The organism is Flavivirga aquimarina (assembly GCF_030540835.1).
Taxonomy (GTDB): domain Bacteria; phylum Bacteroidota; class Bacteroidia; order Flavobacteriales; family Flavobacteriaceae; genus Flavivirga; species Flavivirga aquimarina.
Window position 1 is genome coordinate 428,601 of record NZ_JAUOEK010000184.1, and the last position, 21,662, is coordinate 450,262.

Here is a 21,662-nt window from a genome sequence, read left to right on the forward strand (position 1 = left end):
ATCGATAAAATTAGCGTTTAAGCGATGTTTGAAGATTTTTTAAATTGCTTTTGAGGCTTAAAGCTGCATTTACAAGATTTTTTTGAGAAAAAATTCTTACGCATTATGGAAAGTAAAAGGGTAAATAACTAAAAGCCAAAGCCTTTCTAAATTAGAAAGGCTTTGGCTTTTATATTAAAAAAACTTAGTTATTATTTACTAGTGTTGTAATTCTTCTTCTCCTTCTTTTAGAGGGATGTTTTGAGGAACAAAATCTACATCGTGTCCTGGTTTACTATAATCATAAGCCCAACGGTGTACATGTGGTATTTCACCTGGCCAGTTTCCATGCATATGTTCTACGGGCGCAGTCCATTCTAATGTTGTAGACTTCCATGGATTTTGTACTGCTTTTTTTCCAAAGAAAATGCTGGTAAAGAAATTATATAAGTAAATGATTTGAACTACTCCACCAATTAAAGCGAAAATAGTAATGATAACATTTACGTTTGCTAAATCATCAAATAAAGGGAAATTACTATTTGTATAATAACGACGTGGTAAACCTGCCATACCTATGAAATGCATTGGGAAGAATACGCCATAGGCACAAACTGCTGTTATCCAGAAATGGATATAACCTAAATTTTTATTCAACATACGTCCGTACATTTTAGGATACCAATGATAAATTCCTGCAAACATACCATACAATGCAGAGATACCCATTACTAAGTGGAAGTGAGCTACTACAAAGTAAGTATCATGCACATTAATATCTAATGCACTATCTCCTAGAATGATTCCTGTTAAACCTCCAGTTATAAATGTTGATACAAAACCAATCGAGAATAACATAGCTGGATTCATTTGTAAATTCCCTTTCCAGAGCGTTGTTATCCAGTTGAATGCTTTTACGGCTGATGGTATCGCAATTAACAATGTTGTAAATGTAAATACTGATCCTAAGAATGGATTCATTCCCGAAATAAACATATGGTGACCCCATACGATTGTTGATAGGAATGCAATGGCTAATATTGAAGCAATCATGGCACGATAACCAAATATAGGTTTACGTGAGTTTGATGCCATAATTTCGGATACCAGACCCATTGCTGGTAATATTACTATATATACTTCTGGATGTCCTAAGAACCAAAATAAGTGTTCAAATAAAACTGGAGAACCCCCTTGATAGTGTAACACTTCACCTTGAATAAATATGTCTGATAAGAAGAATGATGTACCAAAACTTCTATCCATTATTAATAATAATGCTGCCGATAATAATACTGGGAATGAAATCACACCAATTATAGCAGTAATAAAAAACGCCCAAATTGTTAATGGCAGTCTTGTCATAGACATTCCTTTTGTACGTAAATTAATTACTGTAACAATGTAGTTAAGTGATCCTAATAATGATGAAGCAATAAATATAGCCATAGATACCAACCATAAAGTCATACCCATACCTGAACCTCCTTGAGCCATTGGTAAGGCACTTAGTGGCGGATAAATGGTCCATCCTGCTGCTGCAGGTCCAGCTTCAACAAATAAAGATATTATCATGATGACACTTGATAAGAAGAATAACCAATAAGACACCATATTTAAAAACCCTGATGCCATATCTCGTGCACCAATTTGCAACGGAATTAATAAGTTACTAAACGTACCACTTAAACCAGCTGTTAGTACAAAAAATACCATGATGGTACCATGAATAGTTACTAATGCTAAATAAATATCTGCATCCATAACACCATCTGGTGCCCATTTACCTAATAATGCCTCAAACAATACATTTGGCTCTTCTGGCCATGCGATTTGCATACGAAACATTAAAGACATTAATACACCAATAACTCCCATAATAGTACCTGTAACTAGGTACTGCTTAGCAATCATCTTATGGTCTTGACTAAATATATATTTAGTTACAAACGTTTCTTTATGATGATGTCCGTGGTCGTCGTCGTGTGCGTGAGTATCTGCGTGTGCTGACATAATCTTATATCGTTTTATCTTTTTAAATTAGTTAATTAGAGAGTTTTTGAATGCTTTTTGCTCTTTTATCCAAGCATCGTATTCTTCTTGAGTTTCTACAACTATTTTCATTTGCATATTGTAGTGAGACTTTCCGCAAATTTTATTACATAATAATAAGTAATCAAATTCGTAAGGCTCTAGAGCTTCTTCTCCTTTAGCTAATAAAGGTTTACTATTCTCTACTCTAATATTATTAATTCTTTTAACTTTCTCTTGCATTTGAGGTGTTTCGCGCATATCAGCAGTTGTTACCGTTGGCGTGAAACCAAATTGTGTAATCATTCCTGGTACACAGTTCATTTGTGCTCTAAAATGTGGCATATAGGCCGAGTGTAATACATCTTGGGAACGCATCTTAAATAATACCGGCTTACCTACTGGTAAATGCAGCTCTGTAGTAATTACATCATCTTGTGCGTTAGGATCTGCTTCATCTAAACCTAAGATGTTAGCACGATCAATATCTATTAAACGTACATTAGCTTTTCCTAAGGTATTATCTGCACCGCCGTATCTGGCTTTCCAGTTAAACTGTTGCGCATATAATTCAACCACTAAAGGATCATCACTTTCATCTACACCCATTATGTTAATCCAAGTACTTAATCCGTAAATAATTAAACCTGCTAAAACGATTACTGGAATAATAGTCCAAATAGCTTCTAGTTTATTATTATCTGCAAAGAACAACGCTTTCTTTCCTTTTTCACCTTTATATTTATAAGCAAAATAGTGTAATAAGAACTGTGTAATGGTCTGTACTATAAAAATAATTACCATAGAGATAACCATCAAATTATCAATAGTTGGACCATGCTCTGAAGCAGAGTTTGACATTAACGGTAAATCACCCCATTTTACAAAGCAAACAATGGTTATGACATAAATGAAAGCCAAAAAGCCCATCATTAAATATGCATTCATTGTGTTATCTTTATCTGTAGCAACTTGCGTATTTTCGTCTTTAGCCGCTTGTGCTAAATCAAAAATCTTTACCATTTGCCAAATGGCTACTAAAATAAATACTAAAACTATTATTGTTAATAAAGCAGTCATTGTTGTCGTTCGTCTTTATTTATATCTTAATTAATAATGAAATTCTTCACTTTCTTTTCTAAAAGGGTATCCTTTTACTAGCAATGGTGCTTTTGTTAAAGCAGTAAATACTATAAATATGAATAACCCGGCAAATAATAATATGGAACTTATTTCTGGTATTCCTATAAACCATCTATCACCAACAGTAGCTGGCATAATCATATTGAAAATATCAATATAATGACCTGCTAATATTACCAATCCGGCCATAACTACAAACCAAGGAATACGTTTGTAATCGGCATTCATTAGCATAAGTATCGGGAATACAAAGTTCATAACTACCATACCTAAGAATGGTAACTTGTAATCTTCGAAACGTGTTACAAAATATGTTACCTCTTCTGGAATATTTGAGTACCAAATAAGCATGAATTGTGAGAACCATAAATACGTCCAGAAAATACTGAATGCAAACATAAACTTAGCCACATCATGTAAATGGTTTTCATTAACAAACTCTAATTGTCCTTTAGATTTTAAATATAAAGTGATTAAAGCTAATACTGTTATTCCACTTACAAACATACTTGCAAATACATACCATCCAAATAATGTTGAAAACCAGTGAGGGTCAACACTCATGATCCAATCCCAAGACATCATTGATTCTGTATAAATAAAGAATACTAAAAATCCTGCTGTTATACGGAATAATTTTTTGAAGTTACTTTTATCTTCTGCTGTATCTTGAGCAATTGAAAATTTACGTGAAAAGTGACGGTATAAACTCCATCCTCCTATAAAAATTAAAGCACGGATAATGAATCCTGTTTTATTTAACCAACCAGACTTGCCTGCTACCAACTTATCATAGTGTTCACTTTCCTTATTTATCATATCTGGATTCATCCATACAAATAAATGATCGCCAGCAAAAATTGCAATAGCAACTACAATTAAAGCGCCTGGCAATAAATAAGCTGTCATACCTTCCATGACTCTAAAGAGTACTGGAGACCAACCTGCCTGTGATGCAATTTGGATGGCATAAAATGCTAATATTCCTAAAGCAATCATCATAAAGAAAAATGCTGCTACGTATAACGCAGACCAAGGTCTGTTATGAATGGCGTGCATAACATGCTCTACATGCTTAGCATGCTCATCATCAACATGTGCTTCCGCACCATGCGAATCTACTGAATGAGCATCATGAGAAACTTCTTCATGGTGAGCAGCTTCTTCTCCATGACCTCCACCATGATGGGCTTCTTCAGTCGCTAAAAGAGCTTCTACCTTTTCAGTAGTATCATATTTATGTGCATCAATAAAACCATAACCAACACCTAATAATCCTAAAACTACTAGTATGATAGAAAATGTCTTTAATTTTTTTGAAAACGTATACATATCTATATAATCTTATCTTCTTACTTTTCTAAATCTGATTTTAACTTTAACACGTATGCTACTACTTGCCAACGTTCTTCTTCGTTCAATTGGTTAGCATAGGAACCCATCGTGTTTTTACCATAATAAATAGTATGGTAAATACTTCCTGCTGTTATAGCTCTTCCTACATCATCATAACTTGGGATACCAAGGATTTTTTCACGCTTTACAAGTTTCCCTTGTCCGTCTCCCTTATTACCATGACAAATGCCACAATAGATATCATATAAAGCTTTTCCTCTTTCTAAATCTACCTGAGTAGAATCCAAAGTACTTACTAATGTTGTTTTAGCTAACTCGTAACCTTCTGTAGTGTTTTTAATATCAAAAGGAATGTATCCTCTTGGTACGGTTCCTTCAACTGGTTTTTGCGCTTCTATACTATCACGAAACGCTGCTTCACCATAAGTTTCATATCCTACAGATTCATACATGTTTGGCATGAATTGATAGTTAGGAGCTGAATCTTTTTTACATGATACCGCTACTAAAACCACTGCTACTACTAATATTTTAATTAAGCTTTTCATATGTATTATTAATGGGCTTTATCAACTAAATTAACTTCAACTGCTCCAGTTTCTTTAAGCAAGCTTTCTAATTCATTTTCATTTCCATGAACTGCTATTTCCATTAAGAAATGGTCATCTGTAGTTCTTGGGTCTGGGTTTTCAGCATTTTTAAATGGCCACATTCTACTACGTAAATAGAACGTTATTACCATTAAATGCGCTGCAAAGAATACCGTTAACTCAAACATAATTGGCACAAATGCCGGCATGTTTTCTATGTAACTAAAACTTGGCTTACCACCAATGTTCTGAGGCCAGTCTTCAATCATAATGAAGTTCATCATTGTGATGGCTACTGTCAAACCAACTAAACCATACATAAATGCTGTAATAGCGATACGTGTAGGCTCTAAACCCATGGCTTTGTCTAGTCCGTGAACTGGAAATGGTGTATATATCTCTTCAATGTGATGTTTTTCTGCCTTAACTTTTTTAACAGCAGACATTAATACATCATCATCCGTATAAATAGCGTGAATAACTTTTGAAGCTTCCATTGACTATATTTAGTTTATTAAATTTTTAGCTTGTCCAGACCAATCATCACGTTCTGCTCTTCCTGGAAAAGAACCTGTAATAGAATCTAACAAGTCATATTCTTTTTTCGTCATCTTACTAACCTGAAGGAAGGTATAAATACCAATACTGTTAAGTGTTTCTTCCATTTTAGGTCCGATACCATTTACTTTCTTCAAATCATCAGCTTCTTGTGTAGCAGCATCAAAGACTCCTATACTTCCAAGTAAGTCATTTACTTTAGCTGAGTTATCTTCTGTCGAATTATCTTCTTCTTCAGTAGTTGTCTCAGCAGCTGGTGCTGGTGCAGGAGCTTGTCCTCCTGAAGTTCTTGCATCTACTCCAGTACCTACTAAGCTATCTCCTCTTTCTCTAATTTTCTTATAACGTTCTCCAGAAGATTTTAAAATGGTTTTAACCTCTGCTTGTGCTATTACCGGGAATGTTCTTGAATATAATAGGAATAATACAAAGAAGAATCCAATAGTACCTACAAAGATACCGATATCTACAAATGTTGGTGAGAACATAGTCCATGATGATGGTAAGTAATCTCTATGTAATGATGTTACAATAATTACAAAACGCTCAAACCACATACCTATATTTACTACAATCGAGATAAAGAAAGAGAACATAATACTTGTTCTTAATTTCTTGAACCACATGAATTGAGGCGAGAATACATTACAAGTCATCATCGCCCAATAGGCCCACCAGTAAGGTCCTGTTGCTCTGTTTAAGAACGCATATTGTTCGTATTCTACGCCAGAATACCAAGCAATAAATAACTCTGTTATATATGCTACACCTACAATAGAACCCGTAATCATAATAACGATGTTCATTAATTCGATGTGTTGCACTGTTATATAATCTTCTAGGTTACACACTTTTCTCATAATAATAAGAAGCGTGTTTACCATCGCAAATCCTGAGAATACGGCTCCAGCAACAAAGTAAGGTGGGAAAATAGTAGTATGCCAACCTGGAATAACAGATGTTGCGAAGTCAAACGATACAATGGTATGTACAGAAAGTACTAATGGTGTCGCTAAACCTGCAAGTACCAAAGATACTTCTTCAAAACGTTGCCAGTCTTTTGCACGACCAGACCATCCGAAACTTAATAATGAGTATATTTTCTTTTGGAAAGGTTTAATAGCTCTATCACGTAACATAGCAAAATCTGGTAGTAAACCTGTCCACCAGAACACTAATGATACAGATAAATAAGTAGATATTGCAAATACATCCCAAAGTAGTGGTGAGTTAAAGTTTACCCAAAGTGATCCAAATTGATTCGGAATTGGTAATACCCAATACCCTAACCATGGACGGCCCATGTGAATAATTGGAAATAATCCTGCTTGTACTACTGAGAAAATAGTCATTGCTTCTGCAGAACGGTTAATCGCCATTCTCCATTTTTGACGGAATAATAATAGTACTGCAGAAATAAGTGTTCCTGCGTGACCAATACCTACCCACCAAACAAAGTTAGTAATATCCCAAGCCCAACCTACGGTCTTGTTTAAACCCCAGGTTCCAATACCTGTTGATATGGTATAAATAATACATCCAATTCCCCAAAGAAAAGCAGCAAGTGAAATACCAAAAACTATCCACCATTGTTTGTTTGCTTTTCCTTCTACAGGCTTTGCTACATCCACAGTAACGTCGTGGTATGATTTTTCACCTGTAACTAAAGGTCTTCTAATAGGTGCTTCGTAATGAGACGCCATAATTATATAATTGATTCTTTAATTAGATTTATGCTTCAGTTGTATTTCTCACTTTTGTTTGATACTGTACATTAGGTTTTGTGCCTACGTGCTCTAACAAGTGATACATACGATTATCTTCTAAAAGTTTTGCAACTTTACTTTCTTTGTCATTGATATCTCCAAATGCCATAGCACCACTGCTACAAGCTGCAGAACAAGCTGTTTGGAATTCATCTTTTCCAACTTTTCTTCCTTCACGTTTTGCATCAAGAATAGTTTTCTGTGTCATTTGAATACACATAGAACATTTTTCCATCACACCACGTGAACGTACAACGACATCTGGGTTTAATACCATACGTCCTAAATCATCATTCATATGATAATCAAACTCATCATTTCCATTGTATAAGAACCAGTTAAAACGACGCACTTTATAAGGACAGTTGTTTGCACAGTATCTAGTACCTACACAACGGTTATATGCCATATGGTTTTGCCCTTGACGACCATGTGATGTTGCTGCCACTGGACATACAGTTTCACAAGGTGCATGGTTACAATGCTGACACATTACTGGTTGGAATGCTACTTGAGGATTCTCTGAAGCGTTTTCCATTTCACCAAACTCACTTAAAGAGCTTCCTAATCCAGAGATCTCATCCTTTTTAGTGTTATCTCCTTCAAATGATTCTTCTGATGAATAATATCTATCTATACGTAACCAGTGCATATCACGGCTACGACGTACTTCTGTTTTTCCTACTACTGGTACATTGTTTTCTGCATGACATGCAATCACACAAGCTCCACATCCTGTACACGCATTTAAATCGATTGATAAGTTGAAGTGATGTCCGATTGAACGATCAAATTCATCCCATAAATCAACCTTTGGTGATGTTACTGGAACAGGTTCGTGATTTAAAGAAACCTCAGGAACTGCATTCCAATCCTTTTTCTCTTTAGTATTGAATATCTCTAAAGTTGTTTCTTTTACAATATCACCACGTCCCATTAGGGTATTGTGTAATTGTACCGAAGCAAACTCATGCTCTCCAGCTGCAGGTTCAATAGTTACTGTTTGAACATTATTGAAACCTTGATATAATGCATAAGCGTTTACGCCTGTTTGCATTTCAGATTTTAAACCTAGCGTTTTTCCATATCCAAATGCTAAACCAACAGAACCTTTTGCTTGTCCTGGTTGAATTATTACTGGAGCAGTAATTGTTACTCCGTTAACCGTAACATTAGCATAACTACCATTTAATGCGCCATTAGCAACATGTTTATTCACTAAACCTTTTTCATCTGCATCTGCTTTTGAAATAGTTAAATAGTTATCCCAAGATGTTCTTGTTATTGGATCTGGAAACTCTTGTAACCATGGGTTATTGGCTTGTTGCCCATCTCCCATACCTACTTTGGTATATAGTGTTAATTCTAATCCTGTACTTTTTGCTGAAGCTGCTAAAGCTCTGGCTGCATTTCCAGAAGGTGTTGCCTCTGCAGATTCTTCTGTACTATCATTTGATGAAGTACCTTCTGTTGTTTCAACTGTTTCTGTAGCTATAGTTCCAACAAACACACCATCGTGTAATGCTTCATTGAATGAGCTTCCTCCTAAAATGTCTGTTCCCCAGGCTTCTTTAATATAATCATGGTAAGAAACATTATTCCCTGTCCATTTTAATAAAGCATCCTGAAATTGTTTTGTATCGAATAAAGGACGAATGGTTGGTTGTGTTAACGCATAATGTCCTTTTTTAAACTCTACATCTCCCCACGATTCTAAGTAGTGAGGTGCTGCTCCTATATATTGTGCTTCTGAAGACGTTTCATCTACTTTCATAGAGAATGCTACAGATAGTTCTGTTTTTTTCAATCCTTCAATAAAATCTGAAGTATTTGCAAGGGTATAAACTGGATTGACACCACTCATAATAATAGCACCAACTGTTCCGGCTTTCATATCGGCAACTAATTTGGTTACTGCCGCATCACTACCTTGTCTTGTTTTAATAGGTGTTTTAGGATCGAATGCCTTACTAGCTAAAGCTTCATTTATTTCTAAAGCAACTGTCTGTGCATTTACGTCTTGAATTCCTGTAACTACAACACCATTACTTCCTGCTTTCTTTAATTGAGATGCTGCTTTTTGAATGGCTTCATCAACTTTAGCAGATAACCCTTTACCAGAATACGAACCACCAACTACTAAACTATATAATTTAGCTAATGCTAATTTTTGTTGTGTTGGTGTTAATGGCACACGTTTATCTGCATTCGCACCAGTTAAAGACATATTAGACTCAAACTGTATATGACGTGACATTTTACCGTGATCTGGCACTCTGTTTTTAGCATATCCGGAATCGAAACCACCACCTTGCCAATCGCCTAAGAAATCTGCACCGACAGATACAATAGTCATCGCTTTAGAAAAATCGTAATTTGCTAATCCTCGCTCTCCATATTTAGCTTGGTAAGCGTCTAATGCAGCAGATTCTGAAATAGCGTCATATATTACATGACGAACATTACCATATTTTTCTGAAAATTCTGAAATCAACTTGCTTGTAGATGGGCTTGCAAACGTTTGTGTTAGTAACACGATATCTTTATTTGCAGCAGCAATACTTGTTAGCTTTTCAGTTGTTTCAGCGTTAAAGGTATCCCAAGAAATAGATGCTTCTCCTTTTTTAGGGACTTGAACTCTTAAACTGTCATACAAACCTAAAACCGAAGCATTCACTCTGGCATTTGCACTACCATTAGTAGCTGCCATAGTATTGTTTTCAATCTTAATTGGACGACCTTCACGCGTTTTAACTAAAACACTAGCAAAATCAAAACCATCGGCAACTGTTGTTGCATAGTAATTAGCAACACCAGGAATAATTTCTGTTGGTTGTACAACGTAAGGAATCGCTTTTTTAACAGGACCTTCACAAGCTGCTAATGATGCAGCTGCTGTACTAAAACCTACATATTTTAAGAAATCGCGACGTGTTGTAGCTGTTTCTTCCAATGTTTCTTTATCACCTAAAAATTCATCAGTAGGAATCTCTTCTACAAACTCGTTTTGTTTTAGCGTCTCAACAATAGAGCTATTCTCGTTTAGCTCTTCAACACTTTTCCAGTATTTCTTGTTTGATGACATATTATATAATTGAATTACTTCTTATTATTTATTTTAAAGTTTTCCGCCTTCGCGGAAAAGAAAAATCATTCTAGTAATGACACTTACCACATTCCAGTCCGCCCATTTGAGCCGCTGTTAACTCTTCTACACCATACTTTTTAGATAATTCTTCATGTATTTTTGTATAGTAAGCATTGTCTTTTACATTTACATTTGTTGTTCTATGACACTCTATACACCAACCCATTGTTAATGGCGCATGCTGGTACATTACTTCCATTTCTTCTACAGGACCATGACATGTTTGACACTCAACTCCTGCAACGCTAACGTGCTGTGAGTGATTAAAATAAACAAAGTCTGGCAAGTTATGAATACGCACCCATTTTACCGGTTGCGAATTTCCTGTATATTTTTGTTCTGCATCATCCCATCCAGCGGCAGTATATAATTCTTGAATTTCATCATTATAATTAACACCTATTGCTTTTCCTTCTGCTAAAGTTTCAGGGGCTACTTCATAAATTGATTTATGACAATTCATACATACATTTAAAGAAGGGATACCAGACGTTTTACTAACTCTTGCAGAAGAGTGACAATATTTACAATCGATACCATTATCTCCTGCATGAATTTTATGCGAAAAATGTATTGGTTGTACCGGCTCATATCCTTGATCGATTCCTATTTGCATGAAATACCCGAAAGCAAAATAAGCACTAGCTAATAAAAAGAATATAGCTGTTACTAACATTAAGAATTGATTCTTAACAAAAGCTTTCCATAATGGTGTTCTTGTAGTTTCTGGTAAATCTATATTTTGTGCCGAAACAAAACGACGCAATGTTTTATTTACTACATATAAACCAATGGCTAATAGTATAAATAAAATAGCTAACGCTCCTAAGATAAGTTCGTTTGAAACACCTCCAGTATTAGACGCAGTTGCTCCAGATCCCGGATTAGCAACGACAGCGGGTGGCGCTGCTTTTTCTTGAGCAGTATACGCTAAAATATTATTTAAATCATCATCAGATAATTGTGGAAATGCCGTCATTGCTGCATTGCTATATTCAGCATAAATCTTGTTTGCATATGCATCACCAGATTTTATTACACCTGCACTATTACGAATCCAAGCATAAATCCAATCTCTGTCTAAACCTTGTTCGTCCGACAAGCGTTGTTCTACATGACGTAATGCAGGGCCTGTCATTTTTTTGTCTAATTGATGACAAGCAGCACAATTGGCATTAAATAATGATTTTCCTTTTGCTGAATCTCCTTCCTGAGCAGAAAGAGAAGCTGTAAACGCTAATAAAATAATTAAGCCTAAACGAAGAATGTTTTTCCCTAATTTACGGTGAATCACCTTTTTCATATTGTTGGTTAAATTAACTTCTAACTTTGGCATGATTTTTTCCATATAATAATAGAAAAAAACACAGTTGTAAAATCTCAGGCAAAAGTAATACTTAAAGTCGATTTTAGAAATGTTACTGAACCGTAATTAGTAATTTAGACAAATTCTAAATAATAAAAAGACCAACAATTAAGTTTATAACGTATTACATTTGTACAAATATATTTAGAAACATGAAATCATTTAATCTAAAAAATAATTATTTAAGTATTTTTTGCTTTGTAATTACTTCAATTTATTGCTTTGGACAGCAAGGTAATGTGACTATAAATCAAGATAAGAATATTACTGCTTTATTGGATATCAAGAAAACGATGAATAAAGAAGTGAATAATTCGAAAATGTATAAAATACAGATCTATTCTGGAAATCATCGCTCTAATGCTAAAAGTGCTCAAACTGAGTTTAGTAATTCGTTTTCGAATTGGCGCCCTACTATTCAATATGAGCCACCAAACTTTAAAATTTGGGCAGGTAATTTTAGAACGCGCTTAGAAGCAGATAGAGCACTAAAAAAAATTAAAAGAAAATTTCCTAATGCTTTTATATTTAAACCTAAAAAAAAGAAAAGCTAATTCAATAACCAGCTACATATTATATAGATGCCATAAAAAATACCGCAGATAAAAAACAAAGCCATTCCTGTTGTAACTATCTCCATAAGTTTATTTACATAACTAGCGTTTCCGCTATCTTCTTCTTTAAAAAAATTCATTTATTTCGAGGGATTGGTTAGAAACTAATTTAAAATTAAAGAAAAATATTCACTATTACAATTTTTATGTTCAATTTATGAACATAAATACTTAAAGCAATAAGAAGAAATACCTTACTTAAAAATTTACCATATAATACAAAATATGATAAGAACATACAAAAAAACCGATCAAGTTTGATCGGTTTTTTTGTTTTAACTCATTTTATTGATAACGATATATCAAATTCATTCAAAAACGAAGAATCTATTATTTAAGTTTCTTCTTAACCTCAACTTCATGGAAAGCTTCAATAATGTCACCTTCCTTAATATCATTATAATTTTTAACTTGCATACCACAATCGTAACCTTTTGCTACTTCTTTAGCATCATCTTTAAATCGTTTTAACGATGCTAATTCACCTGTATAGACTACAACACCATCTCTAATTAAACGAATACTTGATGACCTAAGTATTTTTCCATTAGTTACCATACAACCGGCTATACTTCCTACTTTAGATACTTTAAATATTTCTCTAATTTCGGCAGTACCTGTAATCTCTTCTTTAAGCTCTGGAGATAACATACCTTCCATCGCATCTTTAAGATCGTTGATGGCATCGTAAATAATAGAATATGTTCTAATATCTATTTCTTCTTTATCGGCAATCATTCTGGCATTTCCTACCGGACGCACATTAAATCCAACAATAATGGCATCGGATGCAGATGCTAATAGCACATCACTTTCTGTAATGGCTCCAACTCCTTTATGTAAGATATTAACTTGAATCTCTTCGGTAGATAATTTCTGGAATGAATCTGTTAATGCTTCAACAGAACCATCCACATCACCTTTAAGTATAATATTTAATTCTTGGAAATCACCTAGTGCTATACGACGACCAATTTCATCAAGTGTGATATGGCGTTGTGTTCTAACGGATTGCTCACGTTGTAATTGTGCTCTTTTTGATGCTATTTGTTTTGCTTCACGTTCGTCTGCAAAGACATTAAATTTATCACCTGCTTGTGGCGCACCATCTAATCCTAAAATAGATACTGGCGTTGAAGGTCCTGCTTCTACAACGTCATTACCACGTTCGTCATGCATCGCTTTAACTTTACCACTATGTTGACCTGCTAATACATAGTCACCTACTCTTAAAGTTCCTGCTTGCACCAAAATAGTTGACACATAACCACGGCCTTTATCTAAGAAAGCTTCTACAACTGTACCAACAGCTGGTTTATCGGGGTTTGCTTTAAGCTCTAATAATTCGGCTTCTAGCAATACTTTTTCCAGTAATTCTTTTATCCCGGTACCTACTTTAGCTGAAATATCATGGGACTGAATTTTTCCACCCCAATCTTCAACCAATAAGTTCATATTAGCTAATCCTTCTTTAATCTTATCTGGATTTGCATCTGGCTTATCAATTTTATTAATTGCAAAAACAATAGGAACGCCTGCTGCTTGTGCATGGGATATGGCTTCTTTTGTTTGCGGCATGATATCGTCATCTGCTGCAGCTACAATAATAGCAATATCTGTAACTTGAGCACCACGAGCACGCATCGCTGTAAAGGCCTCGTGACCAGGCGTATCTAAAAACGCTATTTTCTGTCCGCCTTCCAGTTCTACACCATAAGCTCCAATATGTTGTGTGATGCCTCCGGATTCACCCGCAATTACATTTTCTTTACGTATATAATCCAGAAGTGATGTTTTACCGTGATCTACGTGACCCATTACTGTTACAATAGGTGCACGCGTTTTTAAATCTTCTTCGTTATCTACAACTTCTTCTATAGATTCTTCAATATCGGCAGTTATAAATTCTACCTGATAACCAAATTCTTCTGCTACGATAGATAATGTTTCGGCATCTAAACGCTGATTCATCGTTACCATCATACCTAATGACATACATGCAGATATAATTTGAGTTACAGATACATCCATCATAGTTGCAACTTCACTTGCTGTTACAAATTCTGTAACTTTAAGAATTTTACTTTCTGCTGCTTCTATTTGTTGATCAATCTCAGTTTGTTCTCTGTGTTGATCTCTTTTATCTCTTCTATATTTTGCTCCTTTACCTTTTGAAGACTTTCCTTGAAGTTTTTCAAGCGTTTCGCGCACTTGTTTTTTTACATCTTCCTCACTAGGCTCTTCTTTAACAATATTGCGACGTCCTTGTCCAGGCTTTCCTTTGAATCTGTCATTTCCTCCAGGTCTTCCTCCTCCAGATCTGTTACCTGATCCGTTATTACCAGACTGAGGACCACCTACTTTACTAATACGTCTACGCTTTTTCTTATTAGTAGCCCCTGCATCTCCTGCAGCTTTAGCTTCAGGTTTCTTATCTTCTTTCTTTTTCTTTGGTTTATTAAACTGAGACAAATCAATTTTATCACCTGCTATTTTAGGCCCCGTAAGTTTCTTATACTGTGTTGTTACCTTTTCATCAGGAAGAACTTCTCCTTCTTCATTTATAATCTGCTGCTTAGGTTTGTCTTCCTTCTTTTCTTCAACTTTTTTCTCTACAACAATTTCGGCTTTAACCTCTTTTTTAACAGGTATTGCAACTTTTTCTTTTACTTCCTCCTGCTTAACAGGCTCTTTTTTAACAGGCTTTGCTGGTGTTTCGGCTTTTTTATTTACAGGCGCTTCAACCTCTTCTACCTTTTCTGCTTTCTTAGAAACGGTTTCGGTTTTTTTCTTTTTTGGCTCTAAATCAATTTTTCCAATTTGTTTAGGTCCTGAAAGTGACGCAGCAGCTTTAACTATTTCTTCTTTTTTGGCTGTTACTTTTTGCTTCTCTTCAAGTTCACGCTCGCGTTGCTCACGCAACACTTCTTTCTCTTTTATCTTAGCTTCTCCAACCTCTTTAGATGCTACTTTTTTACTAGCATCTGTTTGAAATTCATTAGAAAGAACATTATATACTTCCTCTGAAATCTTTGTAGTGGGTCGTTTCTCTATTTCGATGCCTTTAGAATCCAAAAATTCTACAGCACGATCTAGAGAGATATTAAGTTCGCGTAATACTTTATTTAATCTAATTGTTTCAGCCATAAATCGCCTTTAAATACTCAAATATAATATGTTATATCAATTAATCTAGAATTTACCATAAAACATCCTTGATTTATTTTACAGTAAATTCAATATAATAACTGATATTATTCTTCAAATTCTTCTCTTAAAATTCTAATAACGTCATTAATTGTTTCTTCTTCTAAGTCTGTTCTTTTTACTAAATCATTTACTTCTTGTTCTAAAATACTTTTAGCAGTATCTAGACCAGCCTTACTAAACTCATCAATAATCCATTCTTCTATTTCATCAGAGAACTCTCTTAATTCTACATCTTCTTCAGCTCCTTCTCTAAACACATCAATCTCATAACCGGTTAATTGCCCTGCTAAACGAATATTATGTCCGCCTCTACCAATCGCTTTACTTACCTCTTCTGGTTTTAGAATAACTTCTGCTCTTTTGGTTTCTTCATTCAATTTTATTGAAGTTACTCTGGCAGGACTTAATGCTCTTGTAATGAATAATTGTAAATTATTTGTGTAATTAATAACATCAATATTTTCATTTCCTAATTCGCGAACAATACCGTGAATTCTTGATCCTTTCATACCAACACAGGCTCCAACAGGATCTATTCTATCATCATAAGAGTCTACCGCTACTTTTGCTTTTTCTCCTGGAATTCTTACTACATTTTTAATCGTAATTAAACCATCAAAAACTTCTGGGATTTCTTGTTCAAATAATTTCTCTAAAAATACAGGGGAGCTTCTAGACATGATTATGGTTGGCTTAGCGCCTTTAAGCTCAACACTATCAATAACACCTCTTACATTATCTCCTTTTCTGAAAAAATCTGACGGTATTTGTTTGTCTTTTGGCAATACAATTTCGTTACCTTCATCATCTAATAAAATCACTGCTCTATGACGAATATGGTGTACTTCTGCTGTATATATATCTCCTATTAAATCTTTAAATTGTTTATAGATTATGGTATTATCGTGCTCATGAATTTTAGAAATTAAGTTTTGACGTAATGCCAATATAGCTCTTCTCCCTAATTCGATAAGCTTTACTTCTTCAGATACATCTTCTCCTACTTCAAAATCTGGTTCAATTTTTCGAGCTTCGGATAAAGAAATTTCCTGATTTGGTTCTTCAACTTCACCATCTGCAACTACGATTCTATTTCTCCATATTTCTAAATCTCCTTTATCTGGGTTTACAATAATATCAAAATTATCATCATCGCCGTACTTCTTTTTTAAGGCACTTCTAAATACATCTTCTAAAATGGCCATTAACGTTACTCTGTCAATTAGCTTATCGTCTTTAAATTCTGAAAAAGATTCAATTAACGCGACATTCTCCATAACTCTTTTGAATTAAAATTTTATCATAACTTTTGCTTCTACAATATTTTCGTAAGCGATATTCGCTTGTTTTTTTACGGTTACTTTCCCTTTCCCTATGGGTTTCGGTTCTCTAACCTTCCATTCTAATCTAATATTACTGTCTGTTGCTTCTGTAAGTGTTCCTTCCATGTTATCGGAGTCCGTCTTAACATTAAGCACTCTATTTAAATTTTTTTTATACTGCCTTTTGTTAACTAAAGGCGATGTTGCTCCTGCAGACATAACTTCTAAAGAAAAATCTTGTTCTTCTCTATCAAGACTATGTTCTATAGCTCTGCTAACAAACATACAATCTTCAACTAAAACACCGTTATCTCCGTCTATAGTTATCTTAATTTGATTATCTCCCTGAATGGAAAAATCTATAAGAAATAAATCCGGTCTTTCAATTAAAGCAGATTCTAATAAATCTGTAACAGTACTTTTAAACATTTTTTAGTATAAAAAGAGGGGACTTTCCGTCCCCTCATTTATTAAATTTCGCCTTACAACGGTGCAAATATATAATATTTTATTGATTTTTAAAGGAATTTTTTATAAATTTAGGTAATATCTCACCTGTATTGTTATGAAAAAAATACTCGTTCCAACTGACTTTTCAACCCAAGCTGAAAATGCTTTGAAAGTAGCTGCTCAATTAGCAAGAAAACATCATAGTGAAATTTATTTATTACATATACTTGAAATGCCTATACAGCAGGTCGACCCTTTAAGTTCTTACACTAAATTACCCGAAGCTGTTTATTTTATGAAACTAGCACATAAGCAGTTTGAAGAATTAAAAACCAGAGACTATTTAGAAGATTTAATAATACATGAAACTGTAGAATTTCATGAGATTTTTAAAGGCGTTTTTCATGTTTGTAAAAAACACGATATAGATTTGATTGTTATGGGCTCTAATGGTGTTAGTGGTTTAAAAGAAATGCTTATTGGTAGTAATACTGAAAAAGTGGTTCGCACATCTAATACTCCAGTGCTCGTTGTAAAAAATGAACACAAAACTTTTAAAGTTAATGATTTTGTATTTGCATCTGATTTTAAGGATGAAAGCAAAGCTACTTATGAAAAGGCTATTGATTTTGCCAATGTGCTAAAAGCTAAAATGCATTTGCTCATGGTAAATACTCCTAATAAATTTATTACTTCTATAAAATCGAACAACAGAATAAAACAATTTGTTGAAGCTTTCGATTTTTCAAATTATACTATTAATGTTTACAATGATATTAGTATTGAAAAAGGTATTATGAATTTTTCTAAATCCATAAATGCTGACTTAATTGGTATGAGTACTCATGGACGGCAGGGCATTTCTCATTTCTTTAACGGTAGTATTAGTGAAGATTTAGTAAACCATGCTAAACGTCCTGTGATTACTTTTAAGATATAACGCTGCTCTAATAAAACAAAAAAGCCTTTCTCACGAAAGACTTTTTTACTCTGATGTATCTTGGTTTGATTTTTATACCCTTTTTACCTCAATAACCTATTTTACTTTAAAAAAATAATTTAATCCGGCTTCTATAATTTAACAAAACGCTTTATACCATACGCTTTTGTTTTTATGATATAGATTCCAGAAGTTAACTCAGAGACATTTAAATGGTTCTCTTCCTCAAACCTTTTCACCTCCTGGCCACTAACATTATAAATAACTCCAGATAGTGTTTTATTAAACCTTAAGTTGACCTCAACTACTGTTGGATAAATTTTAAAGTTATTTTTAGCAACTTCTTCGCTAATGCTTAATGAGGCGTCGTCTATTTGTATAATTCCCAATGAGCCACTTACTTCATAACCTACTAAAAGTAAATTTTTCGAGTTAGGGCTATCGGCTGCCGAAACAAATTTTATAATTTCCGGTGCTGTATCTCCTGTTGTTCTGTTATACTTATAGTAAGTAATAAACTCTACATCTGTAGGGTCTGTGACATCGTACATCAATATAGCGCTTTGTCTTTCTAAACCAATAAAGGCGTATGTTACACCATCAATAGTACCAACAGCCAATGCTTCCGGCTCACCACCTTTATCATCAGACCTATCATCTAATTCTCCTTCATCTTCGTTAAACAATGCTGACTCTTCTAAAGCTATTTTCTGTCCAAAATCATCGGCACTATCAAACACCAAATTGCCATACTCATCAAAGATTGAAAAAGATCTTGCTCCATAAGAATAAATTTGTTCGATCATCCCATCATTATTATAATCGCCCGTAGCTGTTGTTGTTTTTAACCTGCCAAGATCTTCATCTTCCTGAAGTGTTACAGCATCTGGATAATATGCTGTGTTTAATGTTAAATCCTTAACACGTTCTTCTTCCGAATACCCATCATAAACTCTGGAATCACCCTCATTTGCTGTTACGATATAATTTACACCATTTACTTCATAGGAGGTAATAGCATCTGGCATAAACATCCCCAAAGTAGGGTGATGTGTAATATTAATAGCATCATCTTTGTTAGATGCATCGAAACCATAATCGTTTGCAAAAGAAATGATTCCCAATACACTGGAATCTGTAATTCCTGCTCCGGCTAAACCAAAATCATTATCGTTTATTATAGCAATTTCATTATTTGGTAGTAATGCAATGCCTTCTGCTTTATCTGACCCCTGATATCCTACTGATGGTAAGTTAAGTACTTTTGTTTTATGAACTGCCTGAATATTTTGGGCTGCTATTTCATCGGCTGTTAACTCTTCCAACTCTTTACCGCCTGTTATGGTTGTATTTAAAATATTGGTGGCAAAGTTAATATCTATTTCGAAAACATATTTTTTTCCGGTAGAAACGGTTGGACCTTCTGAATCTCTTTCTATAACTAAAAATTTACCATGTCCTATATAAACGGCATCGCCCATTTTATCTACTCTTGATGAGGCATAACCAGCATCTTTATTTCTCTCTAATAAATACACATATTCTTCTACTGGAACTCCGGTATCGCAACTAATACCTAAGATTCTAATAACATCGGAGTTGTTTCTAACCGCACTTGACGGATTTTCTATTGGAGACTGAATAAATGCATATATAATATGATTCACATCATCGTAGGCAATGGCTTCAAAACCTCTGTTCGCTCTTCTTTTAGAATATACCTCAGGCAACGTTTCTGCACCATATGTCCCTGCTGTTTGTGGTGTTGTACCTAATAACGATGTTCCGGATGGCACGTAACGTTCTATTAATTTCCCGTTATAATCAAACTGGTATATGGCAGGTCTATACTCATCACACATCCAAAAGTTACCATTTTTATCAATTAAAACACCTTCAAAATCACCTCCATATGCATCGTAAGATAATGCATGGTACTCTTCTGATGACCCATCAACGTAATCAGCATTTGCGTAGGCGGTCGATCCGTCTGTAAAGGTTACAGGAACCTCATCAAATCCTGGGATATTACCTTTTCCGGTAATAGGTGTTGTACCATCTTTTCTAGTTAATAGAATCTGATCGCCTAAAGTGACACTGCCTGTTGTTTTGTTTAATGTAAACTTTGCTATTCTACCTTGATAGTCTGGCAACTTAAATGGTCTTAAGTTTTGTGGTGCTGCTGGTGTGACATCCGATTTACCAACAGTACTTCCGTTAGGACCTCTATCTGGCACTGCATAGAAAACATATTCGGTAGCGGTTGAATTTGCTTCATCATAAAAAAGTCCAGAAAATCCACCTAATAATACTGGCTCCTGACCACCATCGTAAACTGGTGTTCCTAGTTCCGGCCAATTAGTAACCAACTCATTTATAGTATAACTTGTTACGGTAGGTGTTCCTAAAAGATGATTTTTAAAACCTAATGGTAACATATCAAGAATTGTATTATTTGTTAAATCAACAACGATTAATGCATTGTTTTCCTGACAGTTAATATATGCTTTTGTGCCGTCTTCAGTAACTGTTATAAACTCCGGTTCTAAATCTTGAGAAACGCTGGCAGTTCCACTATTTCCAAAAATACGGATGCCCTTGTTTTGCAGTGATACTTTTTTATCATCGTACCCATTAAAATCAATGGCACTCGTTGTAGCAAACATAACACCCGAACTTAAATCTACCACTGTAATGCTCCCCTCTGGATCGTTAGTATAATCATCTGAAGGTTCTCCTTCATTCGCTACCAAAAGCTTTGATCCATCTGGTGTAAATGTTAACATATCCGGTAGTGCTCCGGCTGTAACATGGTTTAAATAAATGCCATCTAAATCAAAAAACACCACTTTTCCAGGGTCTTGTTTTGGATCGGATTCTATAGCAACTGCAACAATACTTCCGTGAATTGCAATAGAATTGGGTCCGGCACCATACGTTGATAAATCTACTGTTTTAACCAGAGCGGGAGTTGCTGGTGTACTAATATCTACAATAGTAAAACTATTGGTTGAAGAGTTTGTAAAAAAGGCTTGTTGATTGGTTACATCATGAGCAACAGTCTCAGCAGAGCCTTCTTCATTTGTATTATAAGTCGCTAAGTGTTGAAGGGAGTTTTGACTTTTAACTGTTGTAAAAGTGAGTGCCAGAAAACCGGCAATAAGCGTAATTTTTTTCATGTCTTTTAAT

14 protein-coding genes are annotated in these 21,662 nt (G+C 34.6%); 2 read left to right on the plus strand and 12 right to left on the minus strand.

Features of this window, described 5'->3' with window-relative positions; genetic code table 11:
- Positions 1-198 precede the first annotated feature (198 nt).
- The 8 genes from Q4Q35_RS21845 to Q4Q35_RS21880 form a co-directional block, all read right to left on the minus strand.
- Entirely contained in the window at positions 199-1,992 is a 1,794-nt protein-coding gene (locus tag Q4Q35_RS21845; protein ID WP_303280195.1) for a cytochrome c oxidase subunit I, read from the minus strand.
- 27 nt (positions 1,993-2,019) lie between these two features.
- Positions 2,020-3,090, minus strand: coding sequence for a cytochrome c oxidase subunit II (locus Q4Q35_RS21850; RefSeq protein WP_303280196.1), 1,071 nt, complete (start codon positions 3,088-3,090; stop codon positions 2,020-2,022).
- Positions 3,091-3,120: 30 nt separating this feature from the next.
- A complete protein-coding gene (locus tag Q4Q35_RS21855; protein WP_303280197.1) occupies positions 3,121-4,485 on the minus strand; it encodes a quinol:cytochrome C oxidoreductase in 1,365 nt (454 codons plus the stop codon).
- 20 nt (positions 4,486-4,505) lie between these two features.
- Positions 4,506-5,057, minus strand: coding sequence for a c-type cytochrome (locus tag Q4Q35_RS21860; RefSeq protein WP_303280198.1), 552 nt, complete (start codon positions 5,055-5,057; stop codon positions 4,506-4,508).
- Positions 5,058-5,065: 8 nt separating this feature from the next.
- On the minus strand, positions 5,066-5,596 hold the full coding sequence (locus Q4Q35_RS21865) for a DUF3341 domain-containing protein (protein ID WP_303280199.1): 531 nt from the start codon (positions 5,594-5,596) through the stop codon (positions 5,066-5,068).
- Positions 5,597-5,605: 9 nt separating this feature from the next.
- Entirely contained in the window at positions 5,606-7,360 is a 1,755-nt protein-coding gene (locus Q4Q35_RS21870; RefSeq protein ID WP_303280200.1) for a helix-hairpin-helix domain-containing protein, read from the minus strand.
- Positions 7,361-7,388: 28 nt separating this feature from the next.
- Positions 7,389-10,508 carry a TAT-variant-translocated molybdopterin oxidoreductase gene (locus tag Q4Q35_RS21875; protein WP_303280201.1) on the minus strand — a complete coding sequence of 1,040 codons (3,120 nt, stop codon included), beginning with the start codon at positions 10,506-10,508 and terminating at the stop codon, positions 7,389-7,391.
- A 70-nt stretch (positions 10,509-10,578) separates the two neighbouring features.
- The gene (locus Q4Q35_RS21880; protein ID WP_303280303.1) at positions 10,579-11,874 is read right to left on the minus strand and encodes a c-type cytochrome; all 1,296 of its coding nucleotides are present in this window, start codon (positions 11,872-11,874) and stop codon (positions 10,579-10,581) included.
- A gap of 215 nt (positions 11,875-12,089) precedes the next feature.
- Here Q4Q35_RS21880 and Q4Q35_RS21885 point away from each other — a divergent pair, with 215 nt between their 5' ends.
- On the plus strand, positions 12,090-12,491 hold the full coding sequence (locus tag Q4Q35_RS21885; protein WP_303280202.1) for an SPOR domain-containing protein: 402 nt from the start codon (positions 12,090-12,092) through the stop codon (positions 12,489-12,491).
- Between the two features lie 390 nt (positions 12,492-12,881).
- Here Q4Q35_RS21885 and infB read toward each other — a convergent pair whose 3' ends face one another.
- The 3 genes from infB to rimP all read right to left on the minus strand — a co-directional run bounded on the left by infB (position 12,882) and on the right by rimP (position 17,512).
- Complete coding sequence (infB, locus tag Q4Q35_RS21890) at positions 12,882-15,698, minus strand: translation initiation factor IF-2 (RefSeq protein ID WP_303280203.1); 2,817 nt, start codon at positions 15,696-15,698, stop codon at positions 12,882-12,884.
- A 107-nt stretch (positions 15,699-15,805) separates the two neighbouring features.
- A complete protein-coding gene (nusA, locus tag Q4Q35_RS21895) occupies positions 15,806-17,038 on the minus strand; it encodes a transcription termination factor NusA (protein ID WP_303280204.1) in 1,233 nt (410 codons plus the stop codon).
- Between the two features lie 12 nt (positions 17,039-17,050).
- A complete protein-coding gene (gene rimP, locus Q4Q35_RS21900) occupies positions 17,051-17,512 on the minus strand; it encodes a ribosome assembly cofactor RimP (protein ID WP_303280205.1) in 462 nt (153 codons plus the stop codon).
- 136 nt (positions 17,513-17,648) lie between these two features.
- Between rimP and Q4Q35_RS21905 the strand changes: the two genes are divergently transcribed.
- Positions 17,649-18,473: a universal stress protein gene (locus Q4Q35_RS21905; protein WP_303280206.1), complete on the plus strand. Its 825-nt coding sequence runs from the start codon at positions 17,649-17,651 to the stop codon at positions 18,471-18,473.
- 131 nt (positions 18,474-18,604) lie between these two features.
- Here the strand turns inward: Q4Q35_RS21905 and Q4Q35_RS21910 are convergent, their stop codons facing one another.
- Positions 18,605-21,652, minus strand: coding sequence for a choice-of-anchor I domain-containing protein (locus Q4Q35_RS21910; RefSeq protein WP_303280207.1), 3,048 nt, complete (start codon positions 21,650-21,652; stop codon positions 18,605-18,607).
- Between the last annotated feature and the right edge of the window lie 10 nt (positions 21,653-21,662).

Bases quoted from the DNA above. Each gene is read 5' to 3' on its own strand.
- Q4Q35_RS21845 (WP_303280195.1), bottom strand. From the start codon at position 1,992: ATGTCAGCACACGCAGATACTCACGCACACGACGACGACCACGGACAT.
- Q4Q35_RS21850 (WP_303280196.1), bottom strand. From the start codon at position 3,090: ATGACTGCTTTATTAACAATAATAGTTTTAGTATTTATTTTAGTAGCC.
- Q4Q35_RS21855 (WP_303280197.1), bottom strand. From the start codon at position 4,485: ATGTATACGTTTTCAAAAAAATTAAAGACATTTTCTATCATACTAGTA.
- Q4Q35_RS21860 (WP_303280198.1), bottom strand. From the start codon at position 5,057: ATGAAAAGCTTAATTAAAATATTAGTAGTAGCAGTGGTTTTAGTAGCG.
- Q4Q35_RS21865 (WP_303280199.1), bottom strand. From the start codon at position 5,596: ATGGAAGCTTCAAAAGTTATTCACGCTATTTATACGGATGATGATGTA.
- Q4Q35_RS21870 (WP_303280200.1), bottom strand. From the start codon at position 7,360: ATGGCGTCTCATTACGAAGCACCTATTAGAAGACCTTTAGTTACAGGT.
- Q4Q35_RS21875 (WP_303280201.1), bottom strand. From the start codon at position 10,508: ATGTCATCAAACAAGAAATACTGGAAAAGTGTTGAAGAGCTAAACGAG.
- Q4Q35_RS21880 (WP_303280303.1), bottom strand. From the start codon at position 11,874: ATGAAAAAGGTGATTCACCGTAAATTAGGGAAAAACATTCTTCGTTTA.
- Q4Q35_RS21885 (WP_303280202.1), top strand. From the start codon at position 12,090: ATGAAATCATTTAATCTAAAAAATAATTATTTAAGTATTTTTTGCTTT.
- infB (WP_303280203.1), bottom strand. From the start codon at position 15,698: ATGGCTGAAACAATTAGATTAAATAAAGTATTACGCGAACTTAATATC.
- nusA (WP_303280204.1), bottom strand. From the start codon at position 17,038: ATGGAGAATGTCGCGTTAATTGAATCTTTTTCAGAATTTAAAGACGAT.
- rimP (WP_303280205.1), bottom strand. From the start codon at position 17,512: ATGTTTAAAAGTACTGTTACAGATTTATTAGAATCTGCTTTAATTGAA.
- Q4Q35_RS21905 (WP_303280206.1), top strand. From the start codon at position 17,649: ATGAAAAAAATACTCGTTCCAACTGACTTTTCAACCCAAGCTGAAAAT.
- Q4Q35_RS21910 (WP_303280207.1), bottom strand. From the start codon at position 21,652: ATGAAAAAAATTACGCTTATTGCCGGTTTTCTGGCACTCACTTTTACA.